Source organism: Leifsonia sp. Y862, assembly GCF_057669585.1.
The window spans coordinates 1624871-1641872 of record NZ_JBYHFR010000001.1 but is presented as its reverse complement, the minus strand read 5'-3'; the positions used below and the strand labels follow the sequence as shown (position 1 = coordinate 1641872).

The following is a 17002-nucleotide window of genomic DNA, read 5'->3' as shown; positions in this document are numbered from 1 at the left end:
GAATCAACATGACTAACCTCCCCTATCGTGATGCCTCTCTCCCCGTTGAGGCCCGAGTAAGCGATCTTCTCTCACGGCTCTCACTGCAGGAAAAGGCCGGCCAGTTGAGCCAGTACTTCTACTTCGGTGGGTTGGGCGAGGTTCCGGCCGATCTCGACGTTGCCTCGCTGCCGCCGGAGCAGCAGGCATTCGTCCGGCAGCCACAGATGGTCGAAGCCGCCATCAGTGCGGGGGGAGCGGGCTCGGTGCTGTTCGTCATGAAAGCAGCGCAGGCCAACCGTCTTCAGAAAATGGCGGTCGATGGCACGGCCCACGGCATCCCGCTGATTTTCGGGTTCGACGTTATCCATGGGCTTCGCACCATCTTCCCTGTGCCTATTGCGCAGGCGGCGTCCTGGGACCCGGCGGCGATCGAGGCAGCACAGTCGGTCGCCGCCAGGGAAGCACGAGCGGTGGGAATCCACTGGACGTTCGCGCCCATGGTCGACATTGCTCGCGATCCCCGCTGGGGCCGCATCATTGAGGGCGCAGGCGAGGACCCGTATCTGGGTTCCGTCGTCGCAGCGGCACATGTTCGAGGTTTCCAGGGCGACCTTGGTGCCGAGCGGGTGTTTGCAGGACCAAAGCACTTCGCCGGCTACGGGGCAGCACGGGGCGGTCGTGATTATGACGACGCGGAAGTGTCTGACTCGGAGTTGCGCAATGTGTACTTGCCGCCATTCCAAGCGGCAATCGACGCAGGGGCAGCCAACATCATGAGTGCCTATATGGACCTCAACGGGGTGCCGGCGAGCGGCAACTCCTGGCTGCTGGGCGATGTGCTTCGAGATGAACTCGGTTTCGAGGGCTTTGTCGTGTCCGATGCCAACGCTGTGAAATCTCTCGAGACCCAGCACTTCGCTGCCTCGCCGATGGATGCGGCAGCTCGTGCGGTGTCCTCAGGCCTCGACATGGAGATGTGCATGTTCGATCCGGCATACGCAACCATCCCCGATGCTGTCCGAGAGGGCATGGTCGACGAGGAGACCATCGACACGGCGGTGCGTCGCGTGCTGACTGCGAAATTCGAGCTCGGCCTGTTTGAAAACCCCTATGTGAGCGAGGATGCGTCGGCTCCCGTGCTCGACGACCCCGCGCACCGTGATCTGGCGCGGGTGACCGCCGAGCGCACGGCAGTGCTGTTGAAGAACGATGGCACGCTGCCCCTCAGTCCGGTCGGGCTCGGCTCGATCGCGGTGATCGGTCAGTTGGCGGACAGTAAGCGAGACACCCTCGGGCCCTGGGTATTCGGCCACAACACGGAGGAGACCGTCAGCATCACGGAGGGCATTCGCGCTCGAGTCGGTGAGGGCATTCGGATCGACCACGCGCCGGGGGCCGGGATTCCGGCGCGACTCTTCGCGTCGATGTTTGACCGTCAGGATCCGACCGTCGTGAACACTCCCGCTGACTATGACGACGACGCCGAGATTGCCGCGGCCGTGACGCTCGCGGCATCCGCTGACGTGGCTGTGGTGGTCGTGGGCGAGCGGCAGAACCAGATCGGGGAGAACGCGTCACGCTCCAGCCTCGAGCTGCCTGGCCGGCAACTCGAGCAGCTGCAGCGCATCGTCGCGACCGGCACACCGGTCGTGGTGCTCGTGATGTCAGGGCGCCCGCTCGACCTGCGCTGGCCAGACGGGCACGTCCCGTCGATCCTGCAGGTCTGGTACCCGGGCACCCGCGGCGGCGACGCGGTTGCGGCGCTGCTCTTCGGCGACGTGTCGCCGGCCGGTCGGCTGCCCTTCACCTGGCCGCGCCACGTCGGCCAGGTGCCGATGATCTATTCGCACCTGCGTACCTTCCAACCCGAGCAGCAGGGCGAGCGCTACTGGGACGAGGAGTCGACCCCGCTCTACCCGTTCGGTCATGGCCTCAGCTACGCATCGTTCGAGTACGACAACCTTCGCCTTGCATCAGACGCCATCATGGTGGGCGAATCAACAACGGTATCCGTCGACGTCACCAATGCCTCCGACCGTGAGGCAGATGAGGTCGTGCAGCTCTACATCCACCAGCGGTTCGGCACGTCGTCACGCCCCGTGCGTGAGCTGAAGGGGTTCGAACGCATCACCCTGTCAGCCGGCGAGACCCGCACGGTCACCTTCAAGCTGGGGCCAGATCAACTCCGCTACTGGAGTGCGGCGACGCGATCCTGGCTGCAGGATCCGACGACCATCGACCTGTGGATCGGCGGCACGTCGGCTGCCGATCTTGCCGGCGCACTCACCATTCAGAAGGGTTGAAAATGCGGCCCGAGAACACCATCGGTTCGTCGAAAGGAATCATCGTGTCACCGTGGCTCGGATCGTTCATCAGTGCCAGCCAGCCGAGCAACGACGGCGATCCGGCCGCGTACTTCCGTCGTGAGTTCGACGTCGCTGCGACGGTGCGGCGTGCGACCCTCCACGTCACGGCGCTCGGTATCGTCGAGCCATACCTGAACGGGAGGCGTGTCGGCGACGAGGTGCTGGCCCCTGGGTGGACGTCGTACACGCACCGCGTGATGGTCTCAACGTATGACGTGACCGACGACATTGCGATCGGCCAGAACACTTTCGACGCGGTCGTCGGTGAGGGCTGGGCCGCGGGTGCTCTCACGTGGGAGAACCGGCGCCACAACTACACCGACCGCCCGGCGCTGTTCATGCAGCTTGAGCTTGAGTACGACGATCGCACCGACGTCATTGGCACGGGCGTGATTGGCGCGGACGAGCAGTTCCTGGTGGGATCGGGGCCCGTTCGCGCAAACGGCATCTACCCGGGTGAGACGTATGACGCGCGCATCGAGCCAGGGGAGTGGGCGCCCGCGCATCCGTTCGCGTGGGATCTCGACACACTCGAGGTGAACCCTGCACCATCGATCCGGCGGATCGAAGAACTGTCACCGGCCGCGATCACAACGAGCCCGTCCGGTGCGACCATCGTTGACTTCGGCCAGGTGCTCACGGGCTGGGTGCGGCTCACCGTCTCGGGAGAAGCCGGCCAGACGGTGACGCTGCGCCACGCAGAGATACTCACTCCCGGCGGCGAGCTGGAACGCGAGTCGAACCGCTCCGCTGAGGCGACCGACCGGTACACGCTGCGAGGCTGCGGCCCGGCGGGTGAGGCAACGGAGACCTGGGAGCCGGGATTCACCTTCCACGGCTTCCGCTACGTGCAGGTCGACGGCTGGCCAGGCGAACTTGCGCCCGATGCCCTGCGTGCGATCGTCGTGCACAGCGACATGGAGCGCACCGGGTGGTTCGAGACGTCCAATGACCTCGTGAACAAATTGCACGAGAACACGCTCTGGTCGATGCGCGGCAACTTCGTTGGGCTGCCCACCGACTGCGCCCAGCGCGACGAGCGCCTCGGCTGGACCGGCGACCTCAACGCATTCACCCCGACGGCAACGTACCTCTACGACGTGCGCGGCATGCTGGGCTCCTGGTTGAAGGATCTCGCTGCCGAACAGCTGGCGTCCGGCACGGTGCCCTGGTCGGTTCCCGACGTGCTGCCCACCCCGTCGTCGCCGACGGCGGTCTGGAGTGACGCTGCGATCAGCGTGCCGTTTGCTCTCTACGAGGAGTACGGCGATCTCGACATCCTGCGCGCCAGCTATGTCTCGATGACGTTGTTCATGCGGCAGGTCGAAGGGCTCCTCGACGCGGATGGGCTGTGGAGCAGCGGCTTTCAGTTCGGCGACTGGCTTGATCCGGATGCCCCCGCAGACAACCCTGCTGGGGGCAAGACCGATCGCTACCTCGTTGCCAGCGCCTACCTCTGCAAGACCACGAACGAGCTCGCGCAGGCAGCTGGATTGCTGGGTGAGCTCGATGACGCGGCACATTTCGCCCTGCTTCACGAGCGGGTTCGCGCCGCCTTCCGGCGCGAGTTCGTCAGTGAGTCTGGCCGCGTCGTGAACGAATCGGCGACGGCCTATGCCCTCACGATCATGTTCGACATCCTCGACGACGCCCAGCGTGCCAAGGCCGGCCAGCGCCTTGCCGAGATCGTCGAAGCGGCGCACTTCACGATCTCGACGGGTTTTGCCGGAACGCCGCTTGTCACCGACGCCCTCAGCTCGACAGGCCACCTCGACGTCGCGTACAAGCTGCTGCTGGAAGAGGGATGCCCGTCATTCCTGTATCCCGTGACGATGGGGGCAACCACCGTCTGGGAGCGCTGGGACTCAGTGCTGCCCGACGGCACCCTCAACGCGACGGGCATGACCTCGCTCAACCACTACGCCCTGGGCGCGGTCGCGAGCTGGCTGCACCGCGTCGTCGGTGGCCTGTCTCGCGCCGAGGCCGGCTGGCGACGGATGCTCGTTGCACCGCAACCGGGCGGCGGCCTGACCTCCGCTCGAACGGCACACATCACGCCGTTCGGCCGCGCCGCGGTGTCGTGGCGCGTCGACGCCGGCCAGATGCACCTCGACGTGACGGTGCCAGACGGCGCGGAAGCCACGGTCGTGCTGCCGCTGCACCCAGACGGGGCGCGCGAAGACGTGGGGGCTGGCACGCATTCCTGGAGTTATCCAGCGCCGGCCGGTTACGGCGAAGTGATCGTCTTCACGATGGACACCCTGATGAAAGACATCTCAGGGGATCCGGACGTCTGGCCTGCAGTTCTTACCGTCTTCAGGACATATTTCCCGGGGGTGCCGCTCGAAGCCGCCGGCTCTCACCTGGCCGCATTGCCACTCAGCGCCGTCGTCGGACGGCTGCCGGGGGCGGGGGCGGAACTCGACCGTGATCTGCGCGCGGCGCTCGCGATCCGAAAGGACTAACACATGGCCGTATTTCCGGATGGCTTCCTCTGGGGTGCGTCCTGCGCGCCGCACCAGAACGAGGGCAATAACGTCAACAGCGATATGTGGGCACTCGAACAGCTGCCCGGCTCGTCGTTTGTCGAGCGCAGCGGCGACGCGGTCGATTTCTACCACCGTTGGAAAGACGACATCGACCTGCTGAAGTCGCTCGGCCTCAACTCGTTCCGGTTTGGCATCGAGTGGGCGAGGATCGAGCCCACCCGCGGCAACTTCTCCGCCGCAGAGCTGGCACACTACCGGCGCATCATTGAGTACTGCCTCGCGCAGGGCATCGAGCCCGTCGTCACCCTTCATCACTTCTCCAGCCCGCTGTGGTTCGTGAAAGAGGGCGGCTGGAGCTCGCCAGAGGCCGTCGATCGCTTCGGTGAGTATGTCGATGCGGTGACCGCAATCCTCGACGGGGTGACGTGGGTGGCCACGATCAACGAGCCCAACATGTTCGCCGTGATGTATCAGATGTCGACACCGCTGCAGTATCCCGATCCGGCTGCCGTGCTTGAGCGGATGCGCGAAGCGATGTCGCCGGTGAACGGCGACGCCGGTATCAACTCGTTCTCGATGCCGGAGCCTAAGGACGACGCGGCCCGCACGATGGTGCTCGCGCACGAGCGCGCCCGCAGCATCCTGCGCTCGAAGACCTCTGTCAAGGTGGGCTGGACCATCGCCATTCAGAGCCTCGTCGCCCGCGACGGGTACGAAGACAAGCTGGAGTACTACGAACGAGTGTGGGAAGACACCTATCTTGAGGCATCCCGCGACGACGACTGGGTCGGGGTGCAGTCCTACACGAGCCAGCTCGTCGGCCCCAATGGGCTCGAAGGAGCCCCAGAGGGCGCTGAGCTGACGCAGACCGGCTGGGCATATCGCCCCGACGCTCTCGAGATTGCCGTTCGCCGGGCGGCAGCCGTCACGAGTGGCATCCCGATCATCGTGACGGAGAACGGCATCGCCACCGCCGACGACCAGCGCCGCATCGACCACACGGCCGTGGCACTCGCGGGCCTGGCGCACGCGATCGCTGACGGGATCGACGTGCGCGGCTACCTGCACTGGACCTTCATCGACAACTTCGAGTGGGTGCACGGCTTCGATGTCACGTTCGGGCTCGTCGCCGTGGATCGCACCACGTTCGCCCGAACCCCCAAGCCCAGCGCCTACTGGCTGGGCGACATCGCACAGAGCAATGGAGCAGACATCCTGTGAATGACTCGATTAGGCCAGGGCAGCCCTGGCTCGACACCGACGGCAACCGCATCCACGCCCACGGCGGCTCGCTGCATGCCGAAAACGGTACGTACTACTGGTACGGCGAGAACAAGGAAAACACGACGCCCGGCAGCGGCAACTGGCACTGGGGCGTGCGCGCTTACTCGTCGACCGACCTGTACAACTGGCAGGACCTCGGGCTGATCATCCCGCCGGTGCTTGACGACCCGTCATCGCCGCTGCACCCAGCCCAGAAGATGGACCGCCCGCACATCATCTTCAACGACGCGACCGGAAAGTACGTCTGCTGGCTCAAGGTGATGGGGGAGGGCTCGCACGACACTCAGGCCTCGACCGTGCTCGTCGCAGATTCGCTGCTCGGCCCCTATGAGATTGTGCGCACGGGTCTGACCCCGCTGGGCATGAGTGCTGGCGACTTCGACCTCGTCGTCGACCCGCAGACGAAGAAGGCGTACTACTACTTCGAGAAAGTGCACACCGACCTCATCGTCGCCGACCTCACCGATGACTACACCGACGTCACGGGCATCTACTCCAGCCACTTCCCGCACCCCTGCCCGCCGTTCACCCGGGAGGCGCCGGCCCACTTCGAGCGGGGCGGCACGCACTACCTGGTGACCTCAGGGTCGACCGGCTATTTCCCGAATTTCTCCGAATTCGCGAGTGCGCCCGACTACCACGGTCCATGGACGGTGCTCGGCGACGCGCATCCTGATGACTCCACCCGCACCTCGTTCCGCTCGCAGATCAGCAGTGTGTTCAAGCATCCGCTCAAGCAGGACCTGTACATCGCGCTCGCTGACCGCTGGTTGCCGCAGCTGCCGGATTCGATGCCGAACGTGTACGAGAGCGTCGCGGCGAGGGCGCGGGGAGAAGCGCTTCCCGACCGGGTTTCATCAGCGGATGACGCAGTGGACATGGCCGCGGTGATGGCGGCGGGCTCTGGGGAGAACACGGCTATCGCCGACTACGTCTGGCTTCCCATCAGCTTCGACGGCGACGTTCCGCGGATCGACTGGCTCGACGAGTGGCGGATCGAGGACTACGCGTGAGCTTCATCGAGCGCCGGTTCATGGACCCGCAGCGACGGATGAAAGCATCGCTCTTCGACGAGCTGTCACTGAGCGGCGGGGAGATTGTCTTCCTCGGTGACAGCATCACAGAGGGCGGTGCGTGGCACGAGTGGTTTCCCGGTCTACCGGTCGTCAACCGGGGAATCGGTGGCGACACCACCGATGGCGTGCTGGAGAGACTGGACTCCGCGATTGCGCGGCCGTCTCAGGTCTTCCTCCTGATCGGAACCAACGATCTCGCCTTCCGCCGACCGATGGACACCGTGCTCGCTAACCAGCGGGCCATCGTCGCAGCGATCGCCGCAAGCGGCGCCCAGCTGTACATCCAGAGCGTGTTGCCGCGCAAGAACGTCAAGAAGTATGGCCAGCGCATCGCGCAACTCAACCAGAACGCCGAGTCGTTGGCGAACGAATATGGAGCGAGCTACCTCGACCTCACTCCCACTTTTGAGGATGTCAAAGGTGAACTCCGGCAGGACTTCACCCGTGACGGCCTGCATCTCAATGGTGCTGGCTATCGAGCGTGGGTTGAGGTCTTGAGGCCCCTCGTCGCAAACGGTGGAGAGAACTCATGACAAACGCCCCCACCATTGGCTCCGCAGAAAGCTGGAGCGCCTCCTTCGTCAGGGCGAGTCACGCATAATCCAGCGGATGCCGTCGGCGAGCTTGTATCTGATCGACTGAGGTGCTCGCCGCGGCCGGAATCAGGCCGCGGTGAGCACCACTTCGGCGCGCTCCTGGCTGCCCTCGGCGAGACCGCGGTCGATCGCGCGACGGGACGCGAGCCACATCACGATTCCGGCGACGAGCACGGCGCCTTCGGTGATGGTCAGCGACCAGATGATGCCGGGCAGCCCGAACCACAGGTTGCCGAGGAGCACGACCGGGATGAACAGCACACCATGCGTCACCGACATCACGGTGGCAGCAAGCGCACGCCCCGTGGCCTGGAACAGCGACGTGATGATGCCCGTGAATCCGTTCGCGATCATGGCCACGAGTTGCGCCGTGAGGATCGTGACCCCGATCGCGAGAACCAACCGATCGGCCACGAAAGCCGAGAACAACTGCTCGCGGAAGACGAATGCCGTGGTCGAAAAGATCAGGACGATGCCGCCCACTGTGAAGACGGATGCGCGCAGCGCCGACCTGAGACGACTCCGGTCTCCTTTGCCGTACGAGTAGGCGAGCAGCGGCAGGATCCCGATCGTGACGCCCATCACGAGAAACTCCGGCACCTGAGCGATGCGGACCGCGATGCCCATTGCAGCGAGTGGACCATCGCCGTACGCGACAGCGAGGTTGTTGAGCACCAGTGTGGTGAGGATCATGAAGGCGGACTGGAGCAACTCGCTGATGCCGACGCCGAAAACGGGCTTCAGCACGGTGGGCGAGAGCGTGAACCAGCGTGGCGCGAGGCTCACGTGCTCGCTGTGCCGATGCAACCAGATGGCGAAGTAGACAATGACGACGAGGTTCGACAGGCCCATTGCCAGCGCAGCACCGGCAACTCCCCACCGCAACACGAGGATGAAGAGAATGTCGAAGACGATATTCGCGATAGTGGATGCGATGAGCCCAATCATCACCTGGCGCGCGGCGCCCTCTGCGCGCACGATCTGCTCGAGACAGAATGCTGCTGCGAGCACGGGAACGAAGGCGAGCATGACGGCCACGTAGGCGCTCGTTGCCGGCACGGCAGCGGCATCCGCTCCGAGCAACGACACGAGCGGGTGCAGTGCGAGCAATCCAACGCCGCTGAACACAGCTCCGGTGATAACCGCGCCCCAGACAGCGAATGACGAGACGTGCTTGATCTCGTTCGCCTTCGCGGGATCATGCTCCGCTGCGCCAAGTATTCGCGAGATGAGGGTGCCGCCGCCGACTCCGAATACGCCACCCACCGCCATAACGAGGGCGAGCACAGGCGTACCGAACATGATGGCGGCGAGCAGTGCGGTGTCGTGGAGCGAGCCGATGAAGCCACCATTGATGACGTTATAGACGGCGCCGACTATCATTGCGGCGGCCATCGGCACACAGAGGTGTACGAGAGCGCGGGCGATCGGCGCGGTGGAGAGATACCAGCGGTTGGTGCCGACCGCGTCGGCAACCACCGGGGATTCTGAATTCGTGATGCTCATGACTGCTCCCTTTTTAGGCAGGCTCGAGCGCGCGCCGACGGACGCCGGCACGGCGAGAGAAATGATGTTCTGGATGCGGGGAGTGCCCGCGCGTTCCCGGCTAGCGGGTCGGTTGCGGCAGTTCCGCGGTGATCTTCGTGAGGAGAGCGTGGAGGGTGTCCCGCTCGGTCTGGTTCAACGGGGCGAGGAGGGTTTGTTCGATGCCGGCCATCGCAGCGTCGAACCCAGAGATGAGCTCAATGCCGGCCGGTGTCGCATAGACACGTTTGCTGCGCACGTCGCTGCCATCCGTTCGGCGCTCGACGAGGCCGCGGCGCTCAAGCCCCTGCAGGAGGCTCGAGACGCTCGCCGCGCTGGTTCGGGTCATCTGCGCGATGTCGCGCTGGATCGCACCCGGGTTCTGGGCAAGATAGCCGAGCACGAAGCCCTGCTCATGGGTGAGTTCGCGCTCGCGGATCCAGTCTTCGCCAACCTTCCGCTGCGCCCACCCGATCCAGCGGAGCTGGTCGAGGGTGCTCGTGAGGGGTGTCTCCTGTGCGTCCATGGTTAGAACTCTAACCATTAGATATCTAACTGTCAACACATCTCGCAGAACAGCGGTACCTCATCCACCGCAACGCGTCTCTCAGCGCAGCTGGAAGTCGACGCGGCTCTCGCGGGAACCTCCTTTTTAGAGTTGAATCACCCCATGGGAGTTGACGGGCACCGGAGCAGGCTCAGCCAGGCCGCCGCTGCCTTCACGAGCAACGCACGCAACCCCAACCTTCGCCGGGCCCAGCTCAGTTTTCTCGGCGCCTGGACCGCAGAGTGGGCATTCACCGTGGCGCTCGGAATTGTTGCATACCGAGACGGCGGCGCGACAGCTCTCGGCCTGGTGGGCCTTCTCCGGATGCTGCCCTCCGCACTCCTCGCCCCACTGCTGTCGGCCATCGCCGACAGGGGACGCCGAGAGCGCGTGCTCATCCTGGTGTCCACCGTGCGTGGAGTCGCGACAGCTGCCGCTGCTGTGGTCGCGTTGATGGCGGGGCCAGCGATGGTGATCTACGCGCTCGCCGTGTTGTCAACGATCGCAGCCACGCTCTACCGCCCTGCGCACTCCGCGCTCCTTCCGTCGCTGTGCCGTACCGGGTATGAGCTCGCCAGCGCCAATGTGGTGCGGGGGCTGCTCGACTCCGCAGCCACACTCGTTGGCCCGCTGCTGGCCGCGGTGCTGCTCCAGTTCACCGGCGTTGGGGTCGTGTTCGCGGTCGCAGCAGCCGCCTCGTTCTGGTCTGCCGCCCTCTTGATGCGACTCACATACGACGCTCCACCGCGCCCGCCAGCACCGCGTCGCCCCAACTTGATGAGGGAGGCAGCGGATGGCGTGCGTGCGGTCACGCACAATCGTGGACTGACGCTCATCCTCAGTCTCGCCGCAGTGCAGTCCCTCACCAGGGGCGCGCTCACCGTGCTCTCCGTGGTGGTTGCAATCGAGCTGCTCGGCACCGGTGAGCCCGGCGTCGGCGCCCTGATGGCCGCGGTCGGGGTGGGCGCGGTTCTGGGGTCGCTCGCGGCATCACTCCTGGTGGGAACTGGTCGACTGGGCGCGTGGTTTGCCGTGGGGGTCGGCCTGTGGGGATTGCCGATCGCCCTGATCGGCGTCGTTCCGCAGCAGTCGGCGGCGCTGGCACTGCTGGCATTCGTCGGAGTCGGCAACGCGCTGATCGACGTCGCGGGGTTCACGCTGATCGGCAGGATGGCTCCTGACGAGGTGCTGGCACGCGTCTTCGGAGTGCTGGAGAGTCTGGTCACAGTGTGCATCGGACTCGGCGCTATCGCGGCGTCAGCGCTGGTGGAGTGGTTCGGGATTCAGGCTGCTCTCGTGATGATCGGGCTGGTGTGCCCGGTCTTCGCAGTGGCATCGTGGCGGCGGTTGCGAAGTCTCGACAGATCGGTGGGTGTCCGTGACCTGGAGGCTGGCCTGCTCCAACGGATCCCCATGTTCCGCACCTTGCCGCTACCCGCGGTCGAGCGGCTTGCCCGCGGCCTCGAACCCGTCACTCTGCCCGCAGGCCACGTGGTGTTCACGCAGGGCGACCTCGGCGACCGGTACTACCTGATCGAGTCTGGCGAGGTCGAGGTGGTGGGCGACGGACGGGTCGTTGCAACGCTTGGCCCCGGCGAAGGATTCGGCGAAATCGCCTTACTTCGCCGCACGCGCCGAACGGCCACCGTGGTGGCCAGAAGCGATCTCCGGCTGCAGGCGCTGGACTCTGACCGGTTCATCCCTGTCGTCCTCGGGTACACGCCAAGCGCTCAGCACGCCGCGGCATCCGTCACCGACATGCTGGATCGCTACGAACCCACAGACCCGACTGGAGAATTGCCGTCGTCACCGTGAGCAACCTCCACGCTTGAGCAACCCGGGTTCTAGTGGTATGCCTAGGGAATGGAGTCTGGGCGGGCTGTTCTGCTAATCGCAGATATCGGTGGTTACACCGACTACATGAGTTCCCATCGGCTGAGTCTCGCGCACGCCCAGGTCAACACCGCACGGATGCTCGACAAGATGATCGACGCGGCGCCCGGCTTCGACCTCATCGAGATCGAAGGCGACGCAGCCTTCCTCTCGCATCGGGCTGATCATCGAGAGCCGAACACCACCGTCACGGAGATCCTGCAGGTTGCCGTCGCCATGCACCGGGCGTTCCACCGTGAACGCCAGAACGTGGCGACGAACCTCTGCCCGTGCGGAGGCTGCAAAGAAGCGGGCAACCTGACGTTGAAGTTCGTGGCACACGTCGGCGATGTGGCCAGACAGACCATTCGGCAGCGGCACAAGCTCGTCGGGATCGACGTCATCCATGTGCATCGAATGCTGAAGAACCCGGTGACGATACCCGAGTACGTGCTGCTGTCCGATGAGCTCTACAACGCCGGTGAGCGTGTGCTGCCCGAATCCGTGCACGAGATCTCGCCGGAGCTCGAGGGAATCGGAACCGTGCGCGCGTACTTCGTCGACGTGGTGGACCTCGAGGGGTTGCTCCCTCCGCTGCCTGCGCCGTCCTGGCGTGGACGCCTCGGTCGAACGTTCGCGACAGCGGGACTTGGCATGCCGTACATGCTCGGCCTGCGACGTTCTCGTCGCGTTGCGTCCCCGCAGTAGCCCGCACACGGCAGCGATTCCGCACACGGCAGCGATTCCGCACACGGCAGCGACCGCACACACGCCAGCGCGGTTGCCGAGGCCAAACGGCTAGGTCCCGGTACTATCGCGCGGTGAACACTTTTCATCCCGCGCTGCCGCCCCTGCACTGGACGGGCGAAACTGGAATTGCCGCTGTCGATGCCGAACGAGGTGCACTCGAGCTCACGGCCGCCGCGGGCGTTGACTGGTCGAATGACGCCTTGGGTGGCGAAGGACAGCATCGGGCAACAGCGCTCGCGTTCGATGCGCCAGCCCAGTTCGCCCTCTCCGCACGCGTGACCATCGATCACGAACGGACGACGTTCGATGCCGGTGCCCTCGCCATCTGGGCGGACGCCGACCACTGGGCCAAGCTGTGCTTCGAATACTCCCCACAGGGCGAGCGGATGATCGTCAGCGTCGTCACCAACGGATACTCCGACGACTGCAACTCATCCGTTGTGTCAGCCAATTCCGCCTACCTGCGGGTGACTCGGACGGGAAGCGGATGGGCGTTCCACGACTCAGCCGACGGGAACACCTGGCGCTTCGTTCGGCTGTTCAGACTCGACACCGACACGCCCTTCTCAGTGGGATTCCTCTCCCAGGCGCCGTTCGGCGATCGATGTGTTGCCACGTTTGACCACATCACCCTGTCAGAGGAGATCGCGGCGGACTTCCGCGACGGTAGTTAGCTCCCGGGCGGTACGGGGCGACTCCTGCGCGGCGCAGGCCCACGTGGTCGACGTAGTGTGGATGCAGGGGAACGGGTACCGGAGAAGGAAAAGCTATGAGAGCCTTTGTCGTCACACGCTACAAAGGGCCGCTGCAGGAAGTTGACGTCCCAGAGCCCACGGTGGGGGAGCGGGACGTGCTCGTGCAGGTGCACGCCGCCGGCCTCAACCAGCTCGACGAGAAGATCCGGGCGGGCGAATTCAAGCAGATCCTGCCGTACACGTTGCCACTGATCCTTGGCCACGACGTCGCCGGAACCGTCATCCGCGTCGGCGCTCTCGTGCGCGGGTTCACACCCGGCGACGAGGTTTACGCCCGGCCCAACAAGGACCGCATCGGCACGCTTGCGGAGCGCATCGCCATCGCTGAAGCCGACGCGGCGCTCAAACCCCGGTCGCTCAGCATGGAGGAGGCCGGCGCGTTGCCTCTGGTGGCGCTCACCGCGTGGCAAGCCTTCGTCGTACGCGGCAAGGTGCAGGCCGGGCAGAAGGTACTCATCCACGCTGGCGCCGGCGGTGTGGGATCGATCGCCATCCAGCTCGCCAAGCACCTCGGCGCGACCGTGGCCACAACGGTGAGTTCTGCCAACGCGGACTTCGTGCGCGAGCTCGGCGCCGACATCGTCATCGACTACCGCAGCCAGGACTTCGAACAGCTGCTGAGCGGATATGACCTGGTGCTGGACAGTCTCGGCGGCGAGAACCTGGAGAAGTCTCTGCGGGTACTGCGGCCCGGCGGCAAGGTGATCGGGATTTCCGGACCTCCCGACCCGGCCTTCGCCCGTGAGCTCGGGCTGAACCCGATGCTTCGTCTGGCGATCACTGGCTTGAGCGCTGGCGTCCGTCGCCGAGCCAGGAAGCTGGGCGTGGTCTACGAGTTCATGTTCATGCACGCCAGTGGCGAGCAGTTGCGCCAGATCACTTCCCTCGTCGACAGCGGCGCACTGCGCCCCATCCTCGGGCGGGTTCTCCCGTTCGAACAGACGATCCAGGCATTTCAGGAACTGGACAAGGGCGGCATCCGCGGCAAGGTCGTTGTCAGCAATCCTTGAGCGTGGCGATTCACCAGCCCCACGTTCCGGATCCACCTTTGAACGGGCCAACGATCCGTGAGGTGATCCAGCCACCGTAGAAGTCACCCTCCTGGGCCGTGACTGTTTCCCCGTCCACCGTGCAGCGTTCCATAGCGCCCGGGTACACCGCGACTCGGTCGATGAGCTGCTCGTACCCCGGTGTCGGCTTCGGATAGAACCACGCCGCGCCGACGGCGCTTCCCACAGAGAGATAGTGCGCCTCGCCCTTGAACTCGCAGAAGGTTCGCCCCGGTGCCGGCTGCAGCACGCCCGGCGCGAACGCGCTCCGCGGCAGGTAATAGACCGGCGGATGGCTCGTCTCGAGCACGCGCACAACGTCGCTGGTGTCGACAATGCGCTGCCCATCGACATCGATCGTGACCCGCTGGTTCACCCGTTCGACGCGCGGCGGTCTTGGGTAGTCCCAAACTGATTCCTCGCCAGGTCCTGGCTCGATCCGACGATGCTGCTGACGCGTGGGATTCATGACATCAGGCTAAGTCGCGCGGCTGGATTTCAGCCTGATCTTGATCCAGTCTGGTTCAGCTCGCCGAGCCGCCGGTACAGCGGATGCCCCGGCCGCAACCCAGATGACCGAGTAGATGTCAGCTGCGCTCACCGCGGGTAGCGTGCTTCTTGGTCTCGGTCTTGCGGTGTCGATTGTCTGAATCGTTCCCGCTGAGCGCGCCCGCACTCGGCAGTCCAACCCAACCCGGCGCTCGCCGGAGAAGGAGCATCAACATGAGCACGCAGAAGCAACCCGTAACGCCCACGGTCAAGGGACCAGAGGACTGGTTCACCGGCGACGTCTACTTCAACTCCTACTACGCCGGCCAGGAACCGTCTCACGCCCGGCTCAACCTGGTGCGATTCACTCCCGGCGCGCATACGGCCTGGCACAAGCACGCGGTCGGCCAGACGCTGCACGTCACCGAAGGGTTGGGCTACGTGCAATCACGCGGCGAGGAGCTGATCGAACTGCACCCGGGGGACACCGTCTTCACGCCCGCCGGGGAGTGGCACTGGCACGGCGCGACCGCCGACAACTTCATGTGCCATCTCGCCCTCTGGGAAGCACCACTCGACAGCAGTGAGCCGGAAACCGTGTGGGGCGCCAAGCTCAGCGACACCGAGTACCCGACGAAGTAGGAGCGCGAGCCCCCGTTGATTGAGGAGCGAGCGCCAGCGAGTGTCTATTAGGTGGCGGTCGCTATTTAGCCCAGACTCGGCTGCGGGCCGAAATGGGCACTTGTGCATTTCACCATGTCGCGCAGCGGCGCCACTGCTATTGCCTGTCAGCCCGGTTGTATTGCCTGTCGATCCTGTTGCGAGTGGCCGAGTCGGGCCGTTATCGGTGTGCTGCGAACGCAGCGGCACGCAGTTCGTTGCGGTCCATCCAGGCTGAGACAGCCGCTGCGATCTCGCGGGCACGGTCTTCGCCCGCATGGTGGCCGGCAGTGCCGCAGTGCTCCGTCTCCAGATGCGAGATCGTTGCCTCGCACCATTCGGCAACACGTGGAGTGATGAGCAGGGTTGGTGAACCCTCGAAGGTGATCAAGAGCTTCGGAACGGAGGCGCTGGACGCCAGCCACTCGTCGTACGCCCGGATTCGCTCCACAACGTCGCTCGGTTCACCATCGATGGGCAGCAGTCGTGCCCACGCGAGCAGTGGACGTCGGCTCTCTCGGGTGCGGTAGGGCATGAGATATCGCTGCAGCACGTCGTCAGCGACCGGGGTGAGCACCCCGCCCGTGAACGCCTGGCGCACAAAGGTGTCGTGGTCGAGTATCAGGTCTTCGCCGGCTCCTGGTGTGCGGATCAGGGCGGTGCGCGCCCGCGACTGCTCCGAGACGTCGCTTCCGTCGATTGGCTTGATCACGCTCTCAAAGAACGCGATGCCGAGCACGCGATCCGGATGCCGGCGAGCCCAGTCCATGGCGAGGGCGCCTCCCCAGTCATGTCCGACGAGCACGACTCTGTCCAGCTCGAGAGCATCGAACCACGCATCCAGATAACGTGCCTGATCGTCGAAGCGGTATGAGATATTCGGCTTGCCGGAACGACCCATACCGATCAGGTCGGGTGCGAGGAGCCGGCCCGCACCGACATGGGGAAGGATGTCGCGCCACATGTACGACGAACTCGGGTTGCCGTGGAGGAAGACCACAGGCACTCCCTCGCCAGATTCCTGATAGTGGATGGTGGAGTCGAGTATGGATATCTCTGGCATCGTCAGGTCCTTCGCGTGAGTTCGGTCAGTGCGGATCGCTGAGTGGGGTGTCAAGCAGGGCAATGAGGTCGTTCGTGAATGCGAGGGACCGATCGCTCTTTCGTCCGCCGAGTGGCGCCATCAGCTGGTCAACGAGTTCTTCAACGGCCGCCATCGCCGGGCGCGCGACAGCACGACCGCTGTCGGTGAGTGCAATACGAACAGTGCGCGCGTCTTCGTGATCGCGGGTGCGTTCGACCAGGGCGTTGGCCTCAAGCGACCGCACGAGCCTGGAGAGGTAGAGCGCCTCGAGCCCAGCGCGATCGGCCAACTCGCGCTGGTTGGGACGAGGATCGTCGCTGCTGGTGCCGCCCTGCATCCCGTAGAGGGTCGAGAGCACGATGTACTGGGCGTGAGTGAGCCCTTGTGGCTCAAGCGCACGGTCAACGGCGACTCGCCACTTTCCCGCCACTTTCCAGAGCAGGTAGCCGGGAGTCGGCGCATAGTGTCGGTCATCCATG

General features: G+C 64.9%; 16 protein-coding genes. 10 read left to right on the top strand and 6 right to left on the bottom strand.

Going from position 1 to position 17002, the window contains the following annotated elements; genetic code table 11:
• The first annotated feature begins 8 nt into the window (after positions 1-8).
• Genes AC25Z0_RS07715 through AC25Z0_RS07695 form a run of 5 tightly spaced genes read left to right on the top strand, consistent with a single transcriptional unit; the run spans position 9 to position 7730 of the window.
• Entirely contained in the window at positions 9-2285 is a 2277-nt protein-coding gene (locus AC25Z0_RS07715; RefSeq protein WP_488121357.1) for a glycoside hydrolase family 3 N-terminal domain-containing protein, read from the top strand.
• Between the two features lie 2 nt (positions 2286-2287).
• Positions 2288-4813 (top strand): alpha-L-rhamnosidase, encoded by a 2526-nt coding sequence (locus tag AC25Z0_RS07710; protein WP_488132792.1) that lies wholly within the window; start codon positions 2288-2290, stop codon positions 4811-4813.
• Positions 4814-4816: 3 nt separating this feature from the next.
• Positions 4817-6058 (top strand): glycoside hydrolase family 1 protein, encoded by a 1242-nt coding sequence (locus tag AC25Z0_RS07705; protein ID WP_488132791.1) that lies wholly within the window; start codon positions 4817-4819, stop codon positions 6056-6058.
• Positions 6055-7134 carry a family 43 glycosylhydrolase gene (locus AC25Z0_RS07700; protein WP_488132790.1) on the top strand — a complete coding sequence of 360 codons (1080 nt, stop codon included), beginning with the start codon at positions 6055-6057 and terminating at the stop codon, positions 7132-7134. Before AC25Z0_RS07705 ends, AC25Z0_RS07700 begins: the two co-directional genes overlap by 4 nt.
• Positions 7131-7730, top strand: coding sequence for a GDSL-type esterase/lipase family protein (locus AC25Z0_RS07695; RefSeq protein ID WP_488132789.1), 600 nt, complete (start codon positions 7131-7133; stop codon positions 7728-7730). The genes AC25Z0_RS07700 and AC25Z0_RS07695 overlap by 4 nt, the downstream gene beginning before the upstream one ends.
• Positions 7731-7859: 129 nt before the next feature.
• Here AC25Z0_RS07695 and AC25Z0_RS07690 read toward each other — a convergent pair whose 3' ends face one another.
• Positions 7860-9299 carry an MATE family efflux transporter gene (locus tag AC25Z0_RS07690; RefSeq protein ID WP_488132788.1) on the bottom strand — a complete coding sequence of 480 codons (1440 nt, stop codon included), beginning with the start codon at positions 9297-9299 and terminating at the stop codon, positions 7860-7862.
• A 100-nt stretch (positions 9300-9399) separates the two neighbouring features.
• Positions 9400-9843 (bottom strand): MarR family winged helix-turn-helix transcriptional regulator, encoded by a 444-nt coding sequence (locus tag AC25Z0_RS07685; protein ID WP_488132787.1) that lies wholly within the window; start codon positions 9841-9843, stop codon positions 9400-9402.
• A 144-nt stretch (positions 9844-9987) separates the two neighbouring features.
• On the opposite strand from AC25Z0_RS07685, the gene AC25Z0_RS07680 reads away from it, so the two are divergent.
• The 4 genes from AC25Z0_RS07680 to AC25Z0_RS07665 all read left to right on the top strand — a co-directional run bounded on the left by AC25Z0_RS07680 (position 9988) and on the right by AC25Z0_RS07665 (position 14251).
• Complete coding sequence (locus tag AC25Z0_RS07680; RefSeq protein WP_488132786.1) at positions 9988-11679, top strand: MFS transporter; 1692 nt, start codon at positions 9988-9990, stop codon at positions 11677-11679.
• Between the two features lie 105 nt (positions 11680-11784).
• Positions 11785-12444 carry a DUF2652 domain-containing protein gene (locus AC25Z0_RS07675; RefSeq protein WP_488132785.1) on the top strand — a complete coding sequence of 220 codons (660 nt, stop codon included), beginning with the start codon at positions 11785-11787 and terminating at the stop codon, positions 12442-12444.
• A 113-nt stretch (positions 12445-12557) separates the two neighbouring features.
• Positions 12558-13160, top strand: coding sequence for a DUF1349 domain-containing protein (locus AC25Z0_RS07670; protein ID WP_488132784.1), 603 nt, complete (start codon positions 12558-12560; stop codon positions 13158-13160).
• A gap of 95 nt (positions 13161-13255) precedes the next feature.
• Entirely contained in the window at positions 13256-14251 is a 996-nt protein-coding gene (locus tag AC25Z0_RS07665) for an NADP-dependent oxidoreductase (protein WP_488132783.1), read from the top strand.
• A gap of 10 nt (positions 14252-14261) precedes the next feature.
• Here AC25Z0_RS07665 and AC25Z0_RS07660 read toward each other — a convergent pair whose 3' ends face one another.
• On the bottom strand, positions 14262-14759 hold the full coding sequence (locus AC25Z0_RS07660; protein ID WP_488132782.1) for a DUF427 domain-containing protein: 498 nt from the start codon (positions 14757-14759) through the stop codon (positions 14262-14264).
• Positions 14760-14768: 9 nt separating this feature from the next.
• A complete protein-coding gene (locus AC25Z0_RS07655; RefSeq protein ID WP_488132781.1) occupies positions 14769-14891 on the bottom strand; it encodes a hypothetical protein in 123 nt (40 codons plus the stop codon).
• Between the two features lie 122 nt (positions 14892-15013).
• On the opposite strand from AC25Z0_RS07655, the gene AC25Z0_RS07650 reads away from it, so the two are divergent.
• Positions 15014-15421, top strand: a complete 408-nt coding sequence (locus AC25Z0_RS07650; protein ID WP_488121370.1) for a (R)-mandelonitrile lyase — start codon at positions 15014-15016, stop codon at positions 15419-15421.
• 199 nt (positions 15422-15620) lie between these two features.
• On the opposite strand, the gene AC25Z0_RS07645 is transcribed toward AC25Z0_RS07650, so the two are convergent.
• Together AC25Z0_RS07645 and AC25Z0_RS07640 are read right to left on the bottom strand one after the other, a co-directional pair.
• Positions 15621-16556 (bottom strand): haloalkane dehalogenase, encoded by a 936-nt coding sequence (locus tag AC25Z0_RS07645; RefSeq protein ID WP_488132780.1) that lies wholly within the window; start codon positions 16554-16556, stop codon positions 15621-15623.
• Positions 16528-17001 (bottom strand): MarR family winged helix-turn-helix transcriptional regulator, encoded by a 474-nt coding sequence (locus AC25Z0_RS07640; protein ID WP_488121372.1) that lies wholly within the window; start codon positions 16999-17001, stop codon positions 16528-16530. The genes AC25Z0_RS07645 and AC25Z0_RS07640 overlap by 29 nt, the downstream gene beginning before the upstream one ends.
• Position 17002: the final 1 nt, after the last annotated feature.